The sequence below is a fragment of the Rhizobium sp. SG741 genome, assembly GCF_012275435.1.
Classification (GTDB): Bacteria; Pseudomonadota; Alphaproteobacteria; order Rhizobiales; family Rhizobiaceae; genus Rhizobium; species Rhizobium lusitanum.
The window spans coordinates 54,300-73,076 of the sequence record NZ_JAAZQP010000002.1 but is presented as its reverse complement, the minus strand read 5'-3'; the positions used below and the strand labels follow the sequence as shown (position 1 = coordinate 73,076).

The following is an 18,777-nucleotide window of genomic DNA, read 5'->3' as shown; positions in this document are numbered from 1 at the left end:
CGCAATGCTTCATGTGCATCCGTTGCTTCGGTGCCTGCTCAAAAGCCGCGCCCGCGTTATGTTGATCATTCACGCCATATCGCGCCCACATAGCGTCAAACTTTTGAGGGACTGGAAGTTCATGAGACATCTTCCACGTTTGCTGACCATCCTGCTTGTCGTTTGCTTGGCCCCGTCTGCATCACCTGCGCGCGCGCCGGGATTTGTTCATGCCGACCATCAACAGATCGTGGACGCTCAGGGCAATCCGTTGATCCTGCGTGGCCTGAACCTAGGTGGCTGGATGGTCCAGGAGGGCTATATGATGGGGCTGTCCAATCTGAAGGCCCAACGTGTCATCCGTGGCCGCATTGCGCAGATCATCGGTGAGCGGAAGACCGAGACATTCTATCAGTCCTGGCGCGACAACGCCGTGACGAGAGCAGACATCGACGCGATGGCCAAGTGGGGCTTCAACAGCGTGCGCCTGCCGATGCATTGGAATCTGTTTATCAAAGATACCCCCGGCAAGGCTGCAAAGGGCGGGATCGTCTGGAACGAAGAAGGCTTCCGGCGCGTCGACGCGCTGATCGCCTGGCTGAAGGCCAACGACATGGTGTTGATCCTCGATCTGCATGCGGCTCCCGGCGGGCAGGGCCATGACATCGCGATTTCCGATCGCAACCCGCGCAAGCCCCCTCTCTGGGACAGTCCCGAAGACCAGAGGAAAATGATCGCGCTCTGGAGTGAGATCGCCCGGCGCTATAAGGATGAACCGACTATTGCCGGCTACGACCTGCTCAACGAGCCAAATTGGGGATTTCAGGACAAGACCGATAAAGGCGGCTGCCGCGAAACCGGCAACGAGCCGCTGCGCGACCTCTACGAACGCACTATCCATGCAATCCGGGCGATCGATACCAATCATATGCTGATCATCGAAGGCAATTGCTGGGGCAACAACTACGCCGGCCTGTTGCCTGTTGCCGATCGCAATACGACACTGAGCTTTCACAAATACTGGACCCCGACGACGCAAGAGTCGATCGAACCTTTCCTGAGGCTGCGTGAACAATACGACATGCCGTTGTGGAACGGCGAATCCGGCGAAAATAACAATGGCTGGTATGCACGCGCCGTCGCGCTGCAGGAAAAAAATGGCATCGGCTGGGCCTGGTGGCCGTTGAAAAAGATAGGAGCGGGCAACCCGCTTGAAATCGAGGCTGGGGCGGGCTACCGCCGCTTGTCCGCCTATCTTCGTGGAGAAGGCGAGAAGCCTCCGGCCAAGGCGGCTTTTGCCGCTCTCATGCAACTGGCAGCCGACAGCCGTTTCGACAGAAATGTGCATCATCGAGACGTGGTCGACGCCCTGTTGGGAACCTCGCATCGCGACAAGACGACGCCGCTGCAAGCGCAGTGATAGGAATGCGTCTCTGTGAAGATGCGCCAGCATTTTGCAGACCGTTCATACGACAGCAATCAGATCGCGCTGCGCATCCGCTCCCAGGCGTTGGCGAGATGACGGCCGAGAACCTCGGAAAGCCGCGCCTCGTCGCGTGCTTCCAACGCGGCTGTCATTTCCTCGTGGTCGGCGACGGCCACCGCCCATTTTCCGGACCTTCATGGCCGATGAAGCGGAAAAGAGCATCGGCTGTCCCGATGCCGGCGCCGTCTCTTTGGCGATGATAGCAGGCTGCGTCGCTGCAACGCTCGCTAAGGCAAGATGCCCTTCAGCCGTAAGTGGCCCGCCGGTTTCAGCTGGTCTTATTTGCGCCTTTTTGGGCAACGAATTGTGGCACGGAAATGCACGGAGCAGATTTGATGACGGGCCTGTGATGACCGCTGATATTTTCGATTCTTGTTAGGTCTCTCTTCAACAAAGCGATGCACAATTATGAATGCCGAATCTTAAGTCATAGCAGCCGGACTTGCGGGAAAGCAGCTGGCGATGGTGCCCTGTGCTCTGCGAGATGGCTGCAATGGTTCGATCGTCGCTGCTGCCTCTGGCCGGCGGCGAGACAAGCAAGTTCAAAAGGTTTTAACAGGAGATCTGATCCAGTGCGGTTGAGAACTGCCCTTCGAAGCGTTGCCAAATCACTCGGCTTCTGCTTGCTCGCCTTCTCGGCATCGACGCCATCAATCGCAGCGCAGCGACAGTCGGACATTCCGGAATGGTTGAGCGCCTATGTGGGCGAAGGTGACGGCCAAATCGCGCAACCGATCCTGCAGAGGGCGCGCGCGCTTTACATGCGAAAGGTGAGCGAAGGCAAGGTCAGGAATCCCTGCTACTTTGCTATGGATGCCACGCGCCCGAACGATCCCGGCGACGGCAAATCGGGAGGCCGCTTCTATATCGTCTGTGAAGCCACCCAGACGTTCCGTGTGGTTTCGTCCGGACACGGCAGCGGCCGTGATTTGAAGGGCGTCGTGGATTTCGGCAACGGGCGGATGTGCGCCAGGAACTTCGGCAATGCGATGGATTCGAACCTGACTGCCGGCGGCTCCTACATGACCGAGGAGACGAAAACGACCTTCAAGGGCTACTATCCAATCTCCCAGACGAAGGATGCTGCATATCTCCGCACCTTCCTCCAGTTCGATGGCGAGGGCGAGACCGCCAATGCGCGGCAACGCGCGATCGGAGGACATGCAGCCGCAAAGGTGGCCGGCATATGCATGAAGAAAGATCCGCAAAGCCCCTATGCCAACCGTGATGGATACGTCCCCCTTGGAAAGCTGGTCGAGTATGCCGGCGGCCGCAGCGATGGCTGCACGAGCTGGGCAGCGTCGGACGCGAGCCAGATCATCTCCATGGTGAAGGACAATCCGACGACGCTGTACATCTATCCTGAGTCAGCCGATATAAACGCCGTTGCCAAAGCCGTGGCTGCCGGTCGTTCACCATCGAAAGCTGGATTGTACTGGAACGATTCCTGCCTGAAGGCAATCGGCGCTCCGAAATTTTGGCCAAAGGAAACCCTGGAGCCGATCATCGCTCAGTATAAACAGGATCACCCGGCACCGCCGTCCCGACCAATACCGATCTGCCAATAGCGCTGACGTTTGTCCCGTGGCGAACCTGGCAATCGGATGCATCTGCTTCGATGCGCAAGCAGACCTCCCTCTCCTGCTCCTGAACTGCCCGGAACCGACCGTGCGGTTCTTGAGGCACGGATTTTCTCTGCATCCTGACATCCTGGTTGGCTTTGGGGGCGAGTCATAGCTGGCAATGTGCTCGCATTTGAAAATGTGTGGACATTTGCCGGCAAAAACGGCATAAAAGTGCAGGAATTGGTCAGTGCATGTAGCCTTTCTCGCCCGTAATTGGTCTCTGCTACTGTATTTGGCCCACTTGGTAGTCAATTGATTTTATTGAAACAAATCCTCCAAGTAGAAGCTATAACTTCCTTTCTTACCGCCACGTCCGCATAGTCCATACAGGCTTGTCTGTCGAGCTGACCCACTTCGCGGATCAGGTAGACATTTCGCGTGCCCTCTTTGTGTGAAAACGGATCCCCAGATCCGCCGCGGGAGAGACTTGCGGCATTGAAGACGGGGCATGGCTAAGCCACCTTTTTTGTGGCTGAAGCTGCATTTGCGCGTAGAAGGCTCATTAACATAGGACCGATCGCGAACTCTCCTCTTTGCGTTCGCCGCGTCAAATCTCGTAGATAGGCGCCAGCCGACTTTATATGGGAAGCTCGTTGGAGGATGCAGGCGATCACGGTGGCGGTGTTTTCAAGCCCCATGACGGCACATGCCTCCTGATGGGCGGTAGGGCTGATATCAAGCATCGATTTCACGATCACAGAGGCGGCCAGCAAATCGCGCCAGCCGTTGATCTGTCCGGCCGGACTGTAGGCGGCAATTTCGGGGCAGGCTCGTAAAACGAGGTCGAGCGGAAATGATTTCAGCTCTGTACAAGCTACGCCTACGCTTTCAGAACCATGGCGTGGGGGCGTCAGGGGTCTTGTTTGGCGAACGGCAGTGGGGGCGGTAGCCCTGGTGGAGGCTGGTTGCGGCTGTGTATCGGGTTCGTTTGTGCGAGCGGCTTGTGGTGCTTCAGATTCAGTTGAGGATTCGGAGTCTGAATTCTGTATGTGGCGCTCATTTTGATAGGGATTGCCGCCTAGTTCTATTGCTTTTACGTGTTTTTCCAATCGGTTGACGATTTCACCATGCAGAAGGCCCAGCTTTTGGAGCAGAGTTTCCAATTCTGTTGCGCTGGGCGAGCGCGGAAGGCTCTCGATGAGGTCGCGAAAGCCGGAATGTGCGGCTTCCCAGTCGCCGTCGACCTGCTCGATGAGCGCCGTCTGGATCAGCTTTGTGATGTCGCGTCTGTAAAGGCTGATGCGTTCGCGTAGACCCTGGGTGTGGAGCCGCTCGGCGACGACTGCGGCAGCGAGATGTTCGATCTCCTCGGCACGATGGAGAAGAGGCGCCAGTGAGAAGCCGTAGGCCTCATTGACGTCCCCTGCCCTGCTTCTGCGGGCATAGCGCTTGCCATTGGGGCTGTCCCTGCGCACGAGGAGGCCGGCATCTATGAGCGCAGCGAGGTGACGTCGGATCGTTTGCTCGGCCATGCCATGGGCGCGCAGAGACAATTGCGCGTTCGAAGGGAACACGACCAGACCGGCTTCATCCGAAAGTTCATTCTTCGGGTAGAAGCTCAAGAGCGCATTGAGAACGGCAAGCGCTCTATCCGTTATGCCGAGCAGGGGCTTGGCTTCACAGAGCGCGCGATAGATTTTCCATTTGTCGGCGGACTTGGTGGGCTCGACATTGCCGGCTCTTTTCTGAGCTAACAACATGCCAAGCGTCATCGACCGCCGCCCGAAAGGCGTCGTTACGTATTCAGCTTCCATTTTTCCTTCACCTACGTTGAGGCAAAAGAAATCCGCTCATCAAAACGATGCCAAAGACTCTTGACTGTGATTCGGGGAAATGCGATTCTTGATTTGCTTAAGATCAGAGAAGGGCTTCCACGACGGCGTCGTTTGGGGGCCTTTTTCTTTTGCGGTTACGTTTCCTTTCCTTGCTGAAACTCATTGAAGAGAGCCTGTAGCCTCTCCTGTACGAATTGATCGAAACCGGGTGCTGCCTTGCTGTCGAAGACGAAGGTTGCCCGCGCCGGTGTTCTCTTAAGCGTCACAGGCACGCCGGTTATCTCTGATGGCGCCGCAGGTGGCTTGGCAGACACAGGCTTGCTGATAACCAGCGCCATTGCCTGCTGGAAGCGTTCATCGCTCGATAGCTTTCGGCAGTTGTCCGCGGACAACTCGGCGACGATCGGTTCAGATGCAACGCTTTCGAGACGTTCTCCGAGCTCCAGCCACCGTCGCCGGCCAATCTCGGGAGCTGGTCCGATCGCGCTGATAAGTGCCAAAGGCACCTGCCTGGTAACGATCAGCATCTTGGAAAGCGCGGCCTTGTCCACGCCCAGCGCGGCCATGATGATATCCCTGCCAAAACCGCGCTGCTCGAGCCGCAGCGCAAACAAAGCGCGCTCAACATAGGACAGGTTCGTGCGCGCACTGTTTTCCTGGCCCTGGCTCACGACAAGCTGATCGTCGGTGAGCTGCCGCACGACGGCGCGCACCTTGATGCCGAGCGCCTTCGTTGCCGCCAGCCGGCGATGCCCGTATGCGACCTGATAACGTCCCTTGGCTTCCAGATGCGGGCGCACGAGGATGGGAACCTGTTGGCCGTGTTCGCGGATCTGCTCCACGAGTTGGCCAAGTTCAACAGGATCTATCTCAAGGCGATCGGTGACGAACGATCCGTCGATAAGGTCAGGATCGATATCAATGATCGTTTGACCCTCCGCCAGCTGCCGTTCGAGGTCGCTGGCCCGCTCCATCTTTTCCGTGATGTTTCCGAGCGTCCTGGTGATGCCGCCCACCGGACCGCCGCTTCTCTGCTGCGGCAGGAAGCCGGCGATGGGGCGATTGTCTTTCGCTGCAACGGCATCGGCGCGCCCCGTATTCGGAGCTGAAATCTCAATCAGATTCTTGCGCGCCATCTATCTATTTCCTTCCCCATGTTGAACGGATGTGCGTCTCGATCTCGCCGTTCACGAGATTGAGGGAATCCAGAGCGCGGTCGTAGGTGCCCCTTGTGAACTGGGCTCGTTCGACTTCGTAAAGGGTTTGTTTTGTGACGCCGGCATCGGCGACAGCCGTCGATTTGACCATGGCGTTGTGGAGCATGCGATTGCCGAAGATCGCCTTCATGAAGCCGGTCATCTGGCTTTGCGGCCCGTCATTGGGCTCAAAGCGGGTGACGAGATAGCGCATCCAGTCGTAGCTGGTACGCCCGCCTGCCCTTTCGACGACGGTCATGAGTTCGCTTGTCATGGTCAGGAACTGAGACATGGACATCACATCGAGCATCTGCGGATGAACGGTAATCAATATCGACGTCGCGGCGCAGAGCGCCGACATTGTCAGAAAACCGAGCTGCGGCGGGCAATCAATGACCACGACATCGTAGAAGCTTTCGATTTCGGTTAGAGCCTCGCCGATGCGCGCGAAGAACATCGTCTCGGCTCTGCCAGCCGCCATCGCTCGCGGTGTTTCGTGCTCGAACTCCATGAGTTCGAGATTGCCGGGGATCAGGTGCAGGTTCGGCGTATAGGTCGACCGAACGATGTCGGCAATCGGCCGGGGCTCCTCGTAGCGAATGGCGCCATAAAGCGTCTCGCCTTCGCCGACATCGAGCTCAGGCTGATGTCCGAACAACGCTGAGAGCGAAGCCTGCGGATCGAGATCGATGGCCAGCACTCGATAGCCTCTCAGCGCCAGATATTGCGCGAGATGGGCGGCTGTCGTCGTCTTGCCGGAACCGCCCTTGAAATTCATCACCGAGATGATCTGGAGTTTTTCGGCTCCCCGGCGCCAGGGCACATATTTCGGGGTGCCGTTCCGTTCATCGAGAACTTTACGGATTCGATCCATATCCTCGGCGGTATAAAGCCGGCGTCCATTTGCAAGCGGATCCGGTCCATGGCCATCGGCAGCGATCTGGCGAAGATAGCCTTCTCCAATGCCGATAAAGGCGGCAGCTTCAGCCGGCGAAAATGTCCGCATCGTCTTTTGCGACTGAGGCGGAAAGAGTTTTGCCTGGTGTTGCTGGAGCTGGTAAGACAGCTCCAGCGCGTCTGTTGCCAGAAGCGTCGGAAGATGCTCTTGGTCGTCTTGGAGTACGAGACTCGGCTGCATGGCGGTTTTCCCAATTAACTGCGCAATTGTTACAGAAAGCTGCTTAACTACGCAGTTACAATATGCCCCGATTCGTTGCAGTTTTACAATTGCTTAAACAAATAGCGACTTTTGGCGGTTTTTTACTCGTTCGGCATACTCAAGCCCGTTCCTTGAGACGGATTCTATGCCTGGCAGCATCCGGTTTGCTCTGTGTTTCATCAAGCCGGGCTGGCCCATTGGGCAGAGCCCCATCGACCGGAAGTAGTCCGCGGACTACTTCCGGTCGATGGGCGCTTGGCAGGGCGCGAGGATTTGTCGGGTCGGCGAGTGTTCAGATATTTTCAGCTGTGGCGTCCCGGCAGAGCGCAGCCGGTTGTCCGCGGACTACCTGATCCGCGTTTGGAAAAACGACCGCAGCGAAGAGATTTATTGGCTGAGCAGCGCTTCGTTCCTTTGATTCTTCCAAAGGTGGGATCAATCGATTGGTAGGCGAATGAGGTCTCAATCGCTAGCACCTGCATACCAAAGAAACGCAAAACCTCCCTGCGGCTATCCACTGGGAGGTACGCGAGAAGGAATTCAGGGTGGAGCTGACGGTGTCAGCGCGGATGGCGATGCGTGCTAGCGCACCAGGCGATCGGAGCGCTTGCCACTGCGAAGAAGTGCGGCGCGGATCAGTTCCGATTTGCTCAACGCTGGCGGCGGCGGAGCGGGTTGCTCCTGAGGTTCGGCCGTTTTGACGGGCATCTGTTTCAATGCGGTGAGCCGCTGCCTCGCGGCAAGCCTGTCTTCCGGCGACAGCGGCTCGATCGGGTTGCCGTCGATATCGTGGCGCATCGAGTCGGGTTGGGCGCTTGCAAAGTAATATTGCTTCGAGTGGAGAAATGCACTCGTGGCGCGGCGGAGCGCCATGACCGGGGTGTCGGGCTTCAAAAGCGGGCGAATCTCGTTCCAGAGACCAAGCGCAAAAGGACGAATGATCTCGCCGGGTTTGGAAGGCAAGATATCGATCGGACGGACCAAGAGGGCGTTAATCGCCTTTGCTTTTCTAACGTCGAGTTCCGTTGCAACAATCGGGTCTCGAGTGATCGTCCAGGGTTCTTCCATGAAATCGCTCCTTTGTATCGAAATCCATTACGGATCGATTGTGAAGTGATTTTGACGGGGCGGCGAACAAGCTTGCTCTCGAACATGGCCACCATGCAAAGCCAATGACCATATATGGAAGCGCAAAGCGCGCTGCAAGCTTTTGCGTTAACAGGATTTTTATAGTTTGGCGGATAGCTTGCACCTAGCCGCGAAGGGTATTGTGTACGCGGCGCGTCTTTCTTTCCAAAGTCGCGCGAGCTGCCGGAGCTTTACCGCGGAATCCCCGCCTGCCGAGCGCCTCACCGCCCGCCGACGCCAAGCATGTCGACGGGGCACTTTCGAACCCACCTTCCCGACTGACGGGCCTCGCCCCAACTGCCGATATTAATAGCGCTTGCCGAGCCATGGCCACGTGCGCTTCTCACGCTTTAAATATCCTGGTCGGTTCATGTGTTGCGAGATGGAGAGCACACATTGTCGCACCGGGATCGAACCGATACGGCGATTTGGATAGGGATGGTGTTTCGGCAGGGTATGCCCGCCGATGTGCTCTTCCTGTGCTAAAGGCTTTCGCGACGATCCAGGCAGGGATAGTCGGTGCCGCCGACGTTGATTCTCGAATGGGAAGCGGGGCAGGGGAGGTGCCATCCTGTGGCTTATCCCGCGCGAGGTCTTTGTCGGTGAAATGCTCGACGCGCAAATTGGCGAACTCCGTCGCCGCCGGCTGCCGGGCCAAGGTTTGCCCAGCCGCATGCTCGCGGATGTCGGTGAGCCGGTTTGCATCGCAAGTGACGACATGTTCCGTCGAAAAATGTGAAGACATCGGCGTGGCTAGCTCGCCCTTGCGAAACCCGCCTTGGCTGGTAGCTGCTGTTGCGATACAGATGGCGCCGCAACCCGCAAAGCCAAAGGCCGAATGGCTTATCTATCTTCTGGAGAGAAGCATCTTGAATATGAAAGCGTTCTTGTCGCTGAGCGTCGTTTTCTCGCTCTCGCTTGCTTCGTCTGCCCTGGCGTTCGATAAGTCGGCCTTCTTTGATGCCGCGCTCTGCAAGCCGCCGTACACGACAACCTCGGCAACGGAAATGTACAATGAGGCCGAAAAACTCGCAAAGGCCGATACATCTCTCCTGACGGCTGCCGTTTATAAATTGTCCGCGGACTTCGGCAAGCAGGGCTTCAAGACAAATGAACTCATTTTCGCCGGTTCGAGCATCGGCGTGCTGATCGAAGGCTTGCGGGCGGATGAACTCGCCAAGACCTATCATTTGAAATCGGATGATCTTGGCAGTCTTTTGGGGGCGGCTTCAAAGTCGTATGCGCGTGCATTGGCGAAGGCCGATCAGCCCACCAGGGAAATGGGGCTCGTGTCGATCGTAGCCCGCGAGTCGGCGGCCTTTCCCGGCAAAACACTGCTTGCGTGTGAATTCGTAACGCACGAAGATCTCGAAGCCATGAAGAAACTCCAGGCGAATTGACCCCTTCTATCGCGACGCTTTGGCTGCCTGCTGTGTTCGTTGCAAGGAAGCGCTCAGCAACGCGCGAACTCCAAGGATCTCACGATCCGCTCTGCTATCGGAGGCACTGTTAGGGGCTAGGTGCCGACAGCTGGTACCTATCGATAGTGATCGGCGCGGTTGGGGGCTGTATGGATGACGGAAGCTAAGGGTGGTTTAATTTCAATATCCGGAAACTCTGTGCTTAATTCATATGGTTGATATGCTGAGTATCTGGAAAACTCGGTGTCGATTTTGGGTAAGGGATGTCGAAGCCGCTTTCACCTCCCGATTACAATTGAAGCGCTGTGCTGGATAGAAAAAGCGCTATCTTAACCCTACGGCGCCCGATCCGAACCGGCGGGGGGACTCCTCAAAGCTCGAATGCGCTGCCGGTGCCTCGCGTCGGATGTCAATCGATGCTGCTATTTTCCGCATCGGCTCAATCAACCTGCCCTAGAGTAACGACCATATTATGCACGCGCAAAAAGCGTTCTAGTCCTTTGAATCTATAGGATCCTGTCGATTCAATCTGAAAGCGGGATGCCTTCGTGCGAATGGATGAATTGAAATGCCGCTGCGTTAGACCGCTTTATATGTGTCAGGCGTGTGACAGAAGAGACCAATTTCTTTCGTCCGGCCCGAAGACACAAGGGGGCGAGTTTCTAATCTTATGCGTCTCATACTCGTCAATGATGTTTCAACCGTTCGCGGCGGCGCGACCAAGGTGGCGTTGCAGTGTCTTGAGGCAAGCAGGGATGCGGGTCTGACTTGCGCCATACTGGTCGGCGATGATGGCGAAGGCCTCAAGTCGCGGTTTGCCGGCATCCGGACAGTTGCGCTTGGCGAGCGTCCCCTTCGGGAAGGTCCGACTTTCACCGATGTCTTCGCGAAGAACTACAATTGGCGCGCCTATGAGGCCTTGGAGGGGTTGCTTAAGGAATCGGAGGAGGAGACCGTCGTGCATGTGCATGGCTGGTCGCAGATCCTGTCGCCGTCGATCTTCTACGCGCTTGCCAAGCATGAGGCCAAGGTCATCGTCACGGCGCATGATTTTTTCCTGAATTGCCCGAACGGGGGCCTCATCAATTTCCATAGCGGCGAAGTCTGCCATATCAAGCCGCTGTCCGCCGCATGTCTGACAACCAATTGCGACAAGCGCAATTATTTCCATAAGCTCTGGCGTTTCCGCCGAACCTTGACCCAACGGGGCGTCGGCGAGGAATTCTGGGGTCGCATCGGCATCGTGCTGGCGCATGAAAACATGGAGGCGCATCTCCGCTCCGGTCCTTTACGACATTTCACGACGCTGCGCACGCCCACGGAGCCATTGACGCCCGGACCGGTAGAAGCGTGGCGCAACCACCGCACCGTTTTTCTCGGCCGCATGTGCTGGGAAAAGGGGGTACGGACGCTGGCGGATGCGCTCAACAAAACGGGAAGGACGGCGACACTCATCGGGCGCGGACCGTTGCTTGAGGAGATGCAGCACGCGTTGCCGCATTGCTTCGTGCCCGGCTGGCTGAGCGATGAGGAAGTAGCGAGGCTCGCGGGCGAAGCGCGCGTCTTCGTCATGCCGTCGCGCATGCCCGAGCCTTACGGTCTGGTCGCGGCCGAAGCGTTGATGTCCGGCATACCGGTCATTGTCAGCAGCAATGCACTGATTGCGACGGAAGTCGAGAACAACGGCGCCGGTCTGGTCTTCGAGAGCGGCGATGCGGATTCGCTGGCCGAGAAATTGGCGGCGACCGATGACGACAACCTGATGCGAAGGCTGAGCGAGGGTGCGTTTGCCCTTGGCCAACGCATCGCGCCGAGCAGAGCGGAATGGGGACGCCGAATGGTGGACATCTATATGGGGCGCAGCGATTTTCTTGCGCATTAGTGGGGGGGACAATGGCACGTGCTTTGGTGACGGGCGGCTGCGGTTTCGTTGGCCGACATCTTATCCGGCGACTTCTTGCCGAAGGGCTGGATGTCGTCTGCGTCGATCCGCTGGTCATGGGGACGGGCGCGCTTCATGCTGATCTGTGGCAGTGTTTTACGCGCTCCCGCTTCACCTTTCTCCAGGAGGATTGTCGCACTTTCTTTGCCCGCCCGCCGGAGCATTTTGACTATGTCTTCCATCTAGCCGCCCTGGTCGGCGGCCGCGTGACGCTGGAGACACGGGCGCTCGATGTCGCCGAGGATCTGGCTGTCGATGCGAAGCTATGGCAGTGGGCTTCACGCGCCAAGCCTGGCACCGTGGTATTCTTCAGCTCCAGCGCGGCCTATCCAGTGTCACTTCAGACGGTCGAAAATCATTGGCTGCTGTCGGAGGACATGATCAATTTCGATACCTCTGTCGGCATGCCCGACCTCAGCTATGGCTGGGCGAAACTGACCGGTGAATATCTGATGAAGCTCTATGTCGAGCGCTATGGCCAACGGGCCATCGCCTACAGACCGTTCAGCGGTTACGGCGAGGGTCAGGATTTGGCCTATCCTTTCCCGGCGATCTGTCGCCGGTTGCTTGCGGAAAAAGGTGCGGCAGAGGTTTTCGTTTGGGGCACAGGCCGTCAGTGCCGTGATTTCATCCATATTTCCGATTGCATCGAATTCATCTGGCAGACGAAGGACTTGCTTCCAGATGGCGCCAGCCTCAATCTCTCGACCGGCATCGCCATGTCCTTCATCGAATTGGCGGAGACCATCAGTCGGCAGATCGGTTGGCAGCCGGTCGTCACAGGCCGATCGAACCATCCCGAAGGTGTTTTCTACCGCTGCGGTGATACGGTGCTGCAACGCTCCTACGGACTGAAGCCGCTGGTCAGTCTGGAAGAGGGCATCGCGCGGACACTGGAGAATCTGCGAGCGGAGCAGCCGCCATATGCGCTAGCCATCTGAACGGAGCCTCACGACAATCTCCGTTGGTCCAGAAGGGTGATCGTCCCCACCGACGCGCAGACCCCGGCCGCACCCTGCTTGCATCGATCGGATTGGGGCTGGAAATTCATCGCGGAAACCAAGCTGCCGGAGAGCTTTTCGTTAAGCGGAAAGCAGAGATAAAGGGCAAGCCGATGCTCTTCGATGTCCAACCCACGACTAAAAGCGCAATGGCTGCCGGTTCGTAAGGCTGCGCCTGGTGAATTGTCGGTATTGATCATTGACGTGAGCCAGCCCGTTGCCAATGACAGGAACCATCGTCAGGTGGGTTTTGGGGGCCTTTGCTCTCGGAAGGATATGAACTTCTGACCCACTAATCGCATTCGGAGCTTACCTCTAGCCCCATTCGCGATCATGCGCATGAAATCAGTGGCGACAGAGAATCTAGGCAAACTGTCTTCCAGGCCTTGATCATCAAGGCACATAGATCTAATGAGGCGCGTGAGTGATCCTAGGAGTTTAGAATGCAGGTTTTGGTACGTGACAACAACGTTGAGCAAGCGCTCCGTTTTTTGAAAAAGAAGTTGCAGCGCGAGGGCGTTTTCCGCGAGGCCCGACTTCGGGAGCGTTTTGAAAAGCCCTCCGAAAAACGTGCTCGCGAAAAGGCTGAGGGTATCAGGCGTGTCCGCAAACTCGCTCGCAAAAAGCTTGAGCGGGAAAGCGGTATTTCGAGCCCCAAGAAGGCGAGAGCTTCCGCTCGCTAGCAGAGATCGAGTGACGGATGTTTCGGCTGTCGAGAAAATGACTTTCTCGTGCTTGAGATATCCCTTTCCCGCGGGCGGTGTTGTCAGCGTGTTTGAATGACAAGCGCGTTAAGTCCGGTGCTGACGGTTTCAGACGATGTGGGCGCGGGCGGCGGAAAACAGCGAAACGAAATGCTGTAAACGTCTATTGAGCGAAAGCCCCGGCGCATTCTCTCTCGTTTTCGAAACGGCAGATGCGCGCATCTCGGTCGATTGTTCAGGCCTTTGTGGGGCCTGATGCTTAACGCCTGGAATGATCCGACGCCTTGCTGCCGGTGGGCTTGCCGAGACAATACGGCGGCCACGATCGGCGTGAGCACACCACAGACCGGCCTTATGAGATCGATGGATCTTGGCCCGGAAGCAATCGGCACTTTCATATGAATTGAGAGCAGCATTGCAACTCGCTCAGATCTGGATCGCGAACGGCGAGGTCCAAAGAGCCCGTGAGCTCATTCGCGCACGCGAGTTGCTCAACCTTCGTTGAGACGCGCGCCGAACCTTCTCTTTCGACCCGCGTTCGCCCATTACATTGCGAGATAGGCCTGCCGGATATCCTCCCGGCTTTCGAGTTCTACAATGGTGCCGGAATATCGGATTGCGCCTTTTTCCAGAATATAGGCGCGGTCAGATATCAGCCGGGCGAAATGCAGGTTCTGTTCCGACAAGAGGATGGACAGCCCCTCGCGCTTCATCGTGAGGATCGCATCGGCCATCTGCTCGACGATCTTGGGCGCCAGTCCTTCGGATGGTTCGTCAAGCAGGATCAGATGGGGATTGCCCATGAGGGTTCGGCCGATTGTCAGCATCTGCTGCTCGCCGCCGCTCATGTTGCCGGCCGGTCTCCTGCGCATGTTGCCGAGGTTCGGGAAGATCTCGTAGATGCGCTCGGGCGTCCACACCGCGCGCTGGTCTCGGCCCGCCTGTCGTCCGACTTCGAGATTCTCCTCCACCGTGAGGGCGGTGAAGATGCGCCGGTCTTCCGGCACATAGCCGAGCCCCCTGCGGGCGATGTCGAACGGAGAAAGCCTGGAAATATCCTCTCCTCGAAACCGGATCTCCCCCTGTTTCGACATGAGAAGGCTCATGATCGATTTGAAGGTTGTCGATTTGCCGGCGCCGTTGCGGCCAAGCAGGGCGATCACCTCGCCCTCGGCGACCTGCAATTCCACGTCGAACAGGATATGGGCGGGTCCGTACCAGCTATTGAGACGGGATACTTCCAGCATCAGCCCTCCGATCTGTTGGCGTAAAGCAAGCCGGAGCCGAGATAGACGGCTTGGACGTCGGGATTGGCCCGGATCGCCTCTGGGGCTCCTTCCGCGATGATCGTGCCGCGATTGAGCACGAGAATCCGCGACGCATGCTCGAAGACGATATCCATATCATGCTCGGTGAAGAGAACGCCGATCTGTCTTTCCTCGACAATCCTGGCGGTCAGTTTCATCAGTTCGATGCGCTCCCGCGGGGCCATTCCGGCGGCCGGCTCATCCATCAGCAGCAGCTTCGGATCGCCGGCCAGCGCGATGGCAAGCTCGAGGCGCTTGACGTCGCCGTAAGGAAGCTCGCGACAGGCGCGATCGGCCTGGTCGCCAAGACCGATCAGGCCGATCAGCTCTTCGGCCTCGCGGCGAAATTTGCGGTCCAGCCGCCCGAAGAAGCCGGTCCAACCGGAAAGATGTCCGGCATGGGACAGGATCGCCACCTGCACATTCTCGCGAACCGTCATGGACAGGTAGACTTCCGCGATCTGGAATGTACGGCCGACGCCGAGGCGGAAAATCCTGGCAGGCGAGAGGCCCGATGTCTTGACCCCATCGAGGATCACCGATCCGGCATCGGGCCTGATCTGGCCGTTCAGCATGTTGAAGCAGGTGCTTTTCCCGGCGCCGTTCGGGCCAATAAGCGCCATCAGTTCACCACGGGTAAGCGAAAAGGAAACGTCGGTGACCGCTTTGACGCCCTGATAACTCTTGCTTAGATGCGATACCGACAGAAGCGGTGGGGTCATGGCGCATCCCCCATTTTGGCGGCCGGTTGCGAAAGGGTTTGCGGCAGGATCTGGAGCCGTTGCTTGCGAGTCCCCAATATTCGGCCCAGCGTCCCGACGATCCCTTCCGGAAATGCGACGACCAGGAGAATGATGAAGCCGCCGAGGATCATGCGGGACAGATCGGTATTGCTCATCAGCCAGATCGAGGCGGTCTTGTAGACGATTGCGCCGACGATGCCGCCCGATACCGTACCGAAACCGCCGAGCAGGACCATGACGAGCCCGTCGATCGACATCGGAATACCAAGCACCTCAGGAAAGATGCTTCCCTTCTGAAAGGCCAGAAGCGAGCCGGCAAGGCCAGCAAAGAAGGCCGACACGACGAATGCGGTATGCTGGACGGTGCGGCGCGGAATGCCGGTTGCCGCCGCGCGCTGCGGTGAATCCCGTAGCGCCCTCAGGGCATGACCGAACGGCGCGAAGGTCAGATAGCGGATACAGCCGACCGATAGGACGGCCACCGCGAGCGTCAGCCAATAGAAGGCCTTGGGTCCGCTTGCCCATTCGGACGGCCAGACGCCGACGATGCCATTGTCGCCACCTGTCACGTCGACCCACTGGTAGGCGATCGACCAGAAGATCTGCGCGAAGGCCAAGGTGAGCATGGCAAAATAGATGTTGGACAGCCGGACGCAGAACCAACCCGAGACGAGGGATATGGCAGCCGCAACGAGGGGCCCGATGACGAGGGCAAGCTCCATCGGCGCGCCGAGCCACTGGACCGATAGTGCCGCCCCATAGGCGCCGAGGCCGAGGCTTGCCGCATGGCCGAAGGAGTCCAATCCCCCCACCGACATCATGAACTGAAGGCTGATGGCGAAGATCACGGCGATCAGGACTTCGCTGGCGACACCGAGGCCGTAATTGCCGAGCACCAGCGGCAGCAGGACAGCGCCAAGGATGAGCACGACGGCGGCGGCACGGCTGCGTGGGCCAAGCGGCCGCCACGTCGTCCTTGCCGCATAGCCGGCGCGGGAGGCGGGCAGGGGCTTGCCGAAGAAGCCCCAGGGACGCAGGACAAGGACGACCGCCATGACCACGAACATCAGCACGAGGGAAATGCCTGGAAACACCAGGATGCCGAAGGCGTTCAGCTCGGAGACGACGATGGCGGCCAGGAAGGCGCCGCCGATGCTGCCAAGCCCGCCGATTACCACCACGACAAATACCTCGGTGATGACGGACAGATCCATGAAGTGCGTGACGGCATCGCGCGGGATTTGCAGGCCGCCGCCGAAGGCTGCCAGGAAGACGCCGAGAGCAAAGACCCCGGTGAAAAGCCATTTCTGGTTCACTCCGAGCGCGCTGACCATGTCGCGGTCCTGGGTAGCCGCGCGCACCAGAATGCCCCAGCGCGAGCGGTGCAGCAGCAGCCACAGCAGGCCGAGAACGGCGGGTCCGAGAGCGATGAGCACGAGATCATAGGCTGGAAAGGGTCGGCCGAGAATCTGGACGGCGCCGGACAATCCGGGTGCCCGTGGCCCGACGAGGTCCTCCGGTCCCCAGATCAGCCGCACGCCGTCCTCGACGACGAGCGTAACGCCGAATGTGGCCAGAAGCTGCAACAGTTCGGGAGCACGGTAGATACGGCGCAGCAGCAGGATTTCCAGCAGAGCACCGCAGGCTGCGACGATGGCGGCGGAGACAAGCAGTGCTGCCCAGAAGCCGAAGGCGCTTTCCCAACGGGTCGTCAGGCTGTAGGCCAGATAGGCGCCCAACATGTAAAAGGCGCCATGAGCGAAATTGACGATGCGCGTCACGCCGAAGATCAGCGATAGTCCGGAGGCGACCAGGAACAGCGAGGCGGCATTGGAAAGCCCGGTCAGGAACTGCAGAAGATAAAGGTCCAACGGAGGCTCCCTGCCCATTTAACAAGGGTGGCATTCGATCCACGGAATGAATGCCGGCGCGATGCGTTATGACGGAATACATGCCCGTTTCGCCGGCGGAAGGGCATAAAGCCGCGACCGCCGGCCTTTGACGGTTCCGCTAGGGGCGGAGCTTGGCGGCGTCGGCCTCGCTCGGCAGGAAGTCGTTGCCGCTATGGTACTGGAAATCGACCATCACGCCTTTTCCATCCTTGAGGGCGGTCTTGCCGATGAAGGCGCCGAGCGTCGATTGATGATCCGCGGCACGATAGGTGATCGGGCCAAACGGCGTGTCGACCGAAATACCCTTGGCGGCGGCAATCAGCGCGTCCGTGTCGGTCGACTTGGCCTTGGTCAGAATGGCGGCCATCGACTTGACCAGCGAATAGCCGACCACCGAGCCCAGGCGAGGATAGTCGTTGTAGCGCTTCTGGTAAGCGTCGAGAAAGGCCTTGTGCGCTGATGTGTCGACGGAATACCAGGGGTAGCCCGTCACGATCCACCCTTCCGGCGTATCTGTCTTCAGCGGATCGAGATATTCCGGCTCGCCGGTCAGGAAGGAAACGACCGAGCGGCCCTTGAAGAGATCGCGGGTCGTGCCCTCGCGCACCAGCTTCACCAGATCGGCGCCGAACTCGACATTGAGGATCGCATCCGGCTTGGCGGCCTCGATGGCCTGCGCCACGGAGCCGGCATCGATCTTGCCTTGCGGCGGCCATTGCTCGCCGACGAACTCCACATCGGGTCGGGCCTTCTGGAGCAATTCCTTGAACACAGCCACGGCGCTTTGTCCGTATTCATAGTTCGGCGCGATGGTCGCCCAGCGCTTCGCCGGCAGCTTGGCGGCTTCCTGCGCCAGCATGGCGGCCTGCACGTAGTTTGGCGGGCGCAGCCGGAAAGTATAGTCGTTCCCCTTCGACCAGATCATCGCGTCGGTCAGAGGCTCTCCGGCCAGGTAAAAGACCTTCTTCTGCTTGGCGAAATCGGCAACCGCCATGCCGACATTCGAGAAGAAGGAGCCGGAGATCATCACCACCCCTTCCTTTGCGACCAATTCGTTTGCGGCCGTCAGCGCGTCGCCGGGCTTGCCACCATCATCCTTGGAAATGATTACGAGCTTGTCGCCGTTGATGCCGCCCGCCGCATTGACCTCGTCAAGCGCCAGTTGCCAGCCCTTCTTGTAAGGGTCGGTAAACGCAGGTAGCGCGGAATAGCTGTTGATCTCGCCGACCTTGATCTCACCGGCCATCGCTTGTGTCCCGGCCGCCAGACAAAGGGCCGTACCCATAATCGCAAAAAGTCCTCTCATTTCCGTCCTCTCTGGATTGATCTGTTTTGATTCTTGTTATTACGGCACGTCATCGGCGGCATCGAATTTCGAGCGCGTGCAATCGCGATCCATAGCTTGTCGCCTGAAGGTAT

At 58.4% G+C, this 18,777-nt stretch carries 15 protein-coding genes and 1 pseudogene; 6 read left to right on the top strand and 10 right to left on the bottom strand.

Features of this window, described 5'->3' with window-relative positions:
* The first annotated feature begins 121 nt into the window (after positions 1–121).
* Positions 122–1,399 carry a glycoside hydrolase family 5 protein gene (locus tag FHT29_RS05730; RefSeq protein ID WP_168599324.1) on the top strand — a complete coding sequence of 426 codons (1,278 nt, stop codon included), beginning with the start codon at positions 122–124 and terminating at the stop codon, positions 1,397–1,399.
* Positions 1,400–1,458: 59 nt separating this feature from the next.
* Here FHT29_RS05730 and FHT29_RS05725 read toward each other — a convergent pair.
* Positions 1,459–1,616 (bottom strand): annotated as a pseudogene (locus FHT29_RS05725) (GntR family transcriptional regulator); the annotation flags it as partial.
* Positions 1,617–2,037: 421 nt separating this feature from the next.
* On the opposite strand from FHT29_RS05725, the gene FHT29_RS05720 reads away from it, so the two are divergent.
* On the top strand, positions 2,038–3,033 hold the full coding sequence (locus FHT29_RS05720) for a hypothetical protein (RefSeq protein ID WP_037193092.1): 996 nt from the start codon (positions 2,038–2,040) through the stop codon (positions 3,031–3,033).
* Between the two features lie 509 nt (positions 3,034–3,542).
* Here FHT29_RS05720 and repC read toward each other — a convergent pair.
* The 4 genes from repC to FHT29_RS05700 form a co-directional block, all read right to left on the bottom strand.
* Positions 3,543–4,844 (bottom strand): plasmid replication protein RepC, encoded by a 1,302-nt coding sequence (gene repC, locus FHT29_RS05715; protein WP_168599323.1) that lies wholly within the window; start codon positions 4,842–4,844, stop codon positions 3,543–3,545.
* Positions 4,845–4,999: 155 nt separating this feature from the next.
* Positions 5,000–6,001 (bottom strand): plasmid partitioning protein RepB, encoded by a 1,002-nt coding sequence (gene repB / locus FHT29_RS05710; protein ID WP_168596298.1) that lies wholly within the window; start codon positions 5,999–6,001, stop codon positions 5,000–5,002.
* A 4-nt stretch (positions 6,002–6,005) separates the two neighbouring features.
* On the bottom strand, positions 6,006–7,199 hold the full coding sequence (repA, locus tag FHT29_RS05705) for a plasmid partitioning protein RepA (protein ID WP_037193099.1): 1,194 nt from the start codon (positions 7,197–7,199) through the stop codon (positions 6,006–6,008).
* Between the two features lie 603 nt (positions 7,200–7,802).
* The gene (locus FHT29_RS05700; protein WP_168599322.1) at positions 7,803–8,288 is read right to left on the bottom strand and encodes a ProQ/FINO family protein; all 486 of its coding nucleotides are present in this window, start codon (positions 8,286–8,288) and stop codon (positions 7,803–7,805) included.
* A gap of 683 nt (positions 8,289–8,971) precedes the next feature.
* On the opposite strand from FHT29_RS05700, the gene FHT29_RS05695 reads away from it, so the two are divergent.
* The 3 genes from FHT29_RS05695 to FHT29_RS05685 all read left to right on the top strand — a co-directional run bounded on the left by FHT29_RS05695 (position 8,972) and on the right by FHT29_RS05685 (position 12,652).
* Complete coding sequence (locus FHT29_RS05695) at positions 8,972–9,748, top strand: hypothetical protein (RefSeq protein ID WP_246702997.1); 777 nt, start codon at positions 8,972–8,974, stop codon at positions 9,746–9,748.
* Between the two features lie 691 nt (positions 9,749–10,439).
* The gene (locus FHT29_RS05690; protein ID WP_092575440.1) at positions 10,440–11,651 is read left to right on the top strand and encodes a glycosyltransferase family 4 protein; all 1,212 of its coding nucleotides are present in this window, start codon (positions 10,440–10,442) and stop codon (positions 11,649–11,651) included.
* 11 nt (positions 11,652–11,662) lie between these two features.
* Positions 11,663–12,652 carry an NAD(P)-dependent oxidoreductase gene (locus tag FHT29_RS05685; RefSeq protein ID WP_168596299.1) on the top strand — a complete coding sequence of 330 codons (990 nt, stop codon included), beginning with the start codon at positions 11,663–11,665 and terminating at the stop codon, positions 12,650–12,652.
* An 8-nt stretch (positions 12,653–12,660) separates the two neighbouring features.
* On the opposite strand, the gene FHT29_RS05680 is transcribed toward FHT29_RS05685, so the two are convergent.
* On the bottom strand, positions 12,661–12,912 hold the full coding sequence (locus FHT29_RS05680; protein ID WP_168596300.1) for a hypothetical protein: 252 nt from the start codon (positions 12,910–12,912) through the stop codon (positions 12,661–12,663).
* A gap of 243 nt (positions 12,913–13,155) precedes the next feature.
* Here FHT29_RS05680 and rpsU point away from each other — a divergent pair, with 243 nt between their 5' ends.
* Positions 13,156–13,395, top strand: a complete 240-nt coding sequence (rpsU, locus tag FHT29_RS05675) for a 30S ribosomal protein S21 (protein ID WP_037193112.1) — start codon at positions 13,156–13,158, stop codon at positions 13,393–13,395.
* A 566-nt stretch (positions 13,396–13,961) separates the two neighbouring features.
* Here the strand turns inward: rpsU and FHT29_RS05670 are convergent.
* The 4 genes from FHT29_RS05670 to FHT29_RS05655 form a co-directional block, all read right to left on the bottom strand.
* Positions 13,962–14,663 (bottom strand): ABC transporter ATP-binding protein, encoded by a 702-nt coding sequence (locus FHT29_RS05670; RefSeq protein ID WP_168599321.1) that lies wholly within the window; start codon positions 14,661–14,663, stop codon positions 13,962–13,964.
* Complete coding sequence (locus FHT29_RS05665) at positions 14,663–15,445, bottom strand: ABC transporter ATP-binding protein (protein WP_168596302.1); 783 nt, start codon at positions 15,443–15,445, stop codon at positions 14,663–14,665. The genes FHT29_RS05670 and FHT29_RS05665 overlap by 1 nt, the downstream gene beginning before the upstream one ends.
* Positions 15,442–17,337 (bottom strand): ABC transporter permease, encoded by a 1,896-nt coding sequence (locus tag FHT29_RS05660; protein ID WP_246702996.1) that lies wholly within the window; start codon positions 17,335–17,337, stop codon positions 15,442–15,444. The genes FHT29_RS05665 and FHT29_RS05660 overlap by 4 nt, the downstream gene beginning before the upstream one ends.
* 139 nt (positions 17,338–17,476) lie before the next feature.
* Positions 17,477–18,664 carry an ABC transporter substrate-binding protein gene (locus tag FHT29_RS05655; protein ID WP_047558570.1) on the bottom strand — a complete coding sequence of 396 codons (1,188 nt, stop codon included), beginning with the start codon at positions 18,662–18,664 and terminating at the stop codon, positions 17,477–17,479.
* Between the last annotated feature and the right edge of the window lie 113 nt (positions 18,665–18,777).

Coding starts and splice junctions, on each gene's coding strand:
- FHT29_RS05730 (WP_168599324.1), top strand. CDS start 122: ATGAGACATCTTCCACGTTTGCTGACCATCCTGCTTGTCGTTTGCTTG.
- repC (WP_168599323.1), bottom strand. CDS start 4,844: ATGGAAGCTGAATACGTAACGACGCCTTTCGGGCGGCGGTCGATGACG.
- repB (WP_168596298.1), bottom strand. CDS start 6,001: ATGGCGCGCAAGAATCTGATTGAGATTTCAGCTCCGAATACGGGGCGC.
- repA (WP_037193099.1), bottom strand. CDS start 7,199: ATGCAGCCGAGTCTCGTACTCCAAGACGACCAAGAGCATCTTCCGACG.
- FHT29_RS05700 (WP_168599322.1), bottom strand. CDS start 8,288: ATGGAAGAACCCTGGACGATCACTCGAGACCCGATTGTTGCAACGGAA.
- FHT29_RS05690 (WP_092575440.1), top strand. CDS start 10,440: ATGCGTCTCATACTCGTCAATGATGTTTCAACCGTTCGCGGCGGCGCG.
- FHT29_RS05685 (WP_168596299.1), top strand. CDS start 11,663: ATGGCACGTGCTTTGGTGACGGGCGGCTGCGGTTTCGTTGGCCGACAT.
- FHT29_RS05680 (WP_168596300.1), bottom strand. CDS start 12,912: ATGATCAATACCGACAATTCACCAGGCGCAGCCTTACGAACCGGCAGC.
- rpsU (WP_037193112.1), top strand. CDS start 13,156: ATGCAGGTTTTGGTACGTGACAACAACGTTGAGCAAGCGCTCCGTTTT.
- FHT29_RS05670 (WP_168599321.1), bottom strand. CDS start 14,663: ATGCTGGAAGTATCCCGTCTCAATAGCTGGTACGGACCCGCCCATATC.
- FHT29_RS05665 (WP_168596302.1), bottom strand. CDS start 15,445: ATGACCCCACCGCTTCTGTCGGTATCGCATCTAAGCAAGAGTTATCAG.
- FHT29_RS05655 (WP_047558570.1), bottom strand. CDS start 18,664: ATGAGAGGACTTTTTGCGATTATGGGTACGGCCCTTTGTCTGGCGGCC.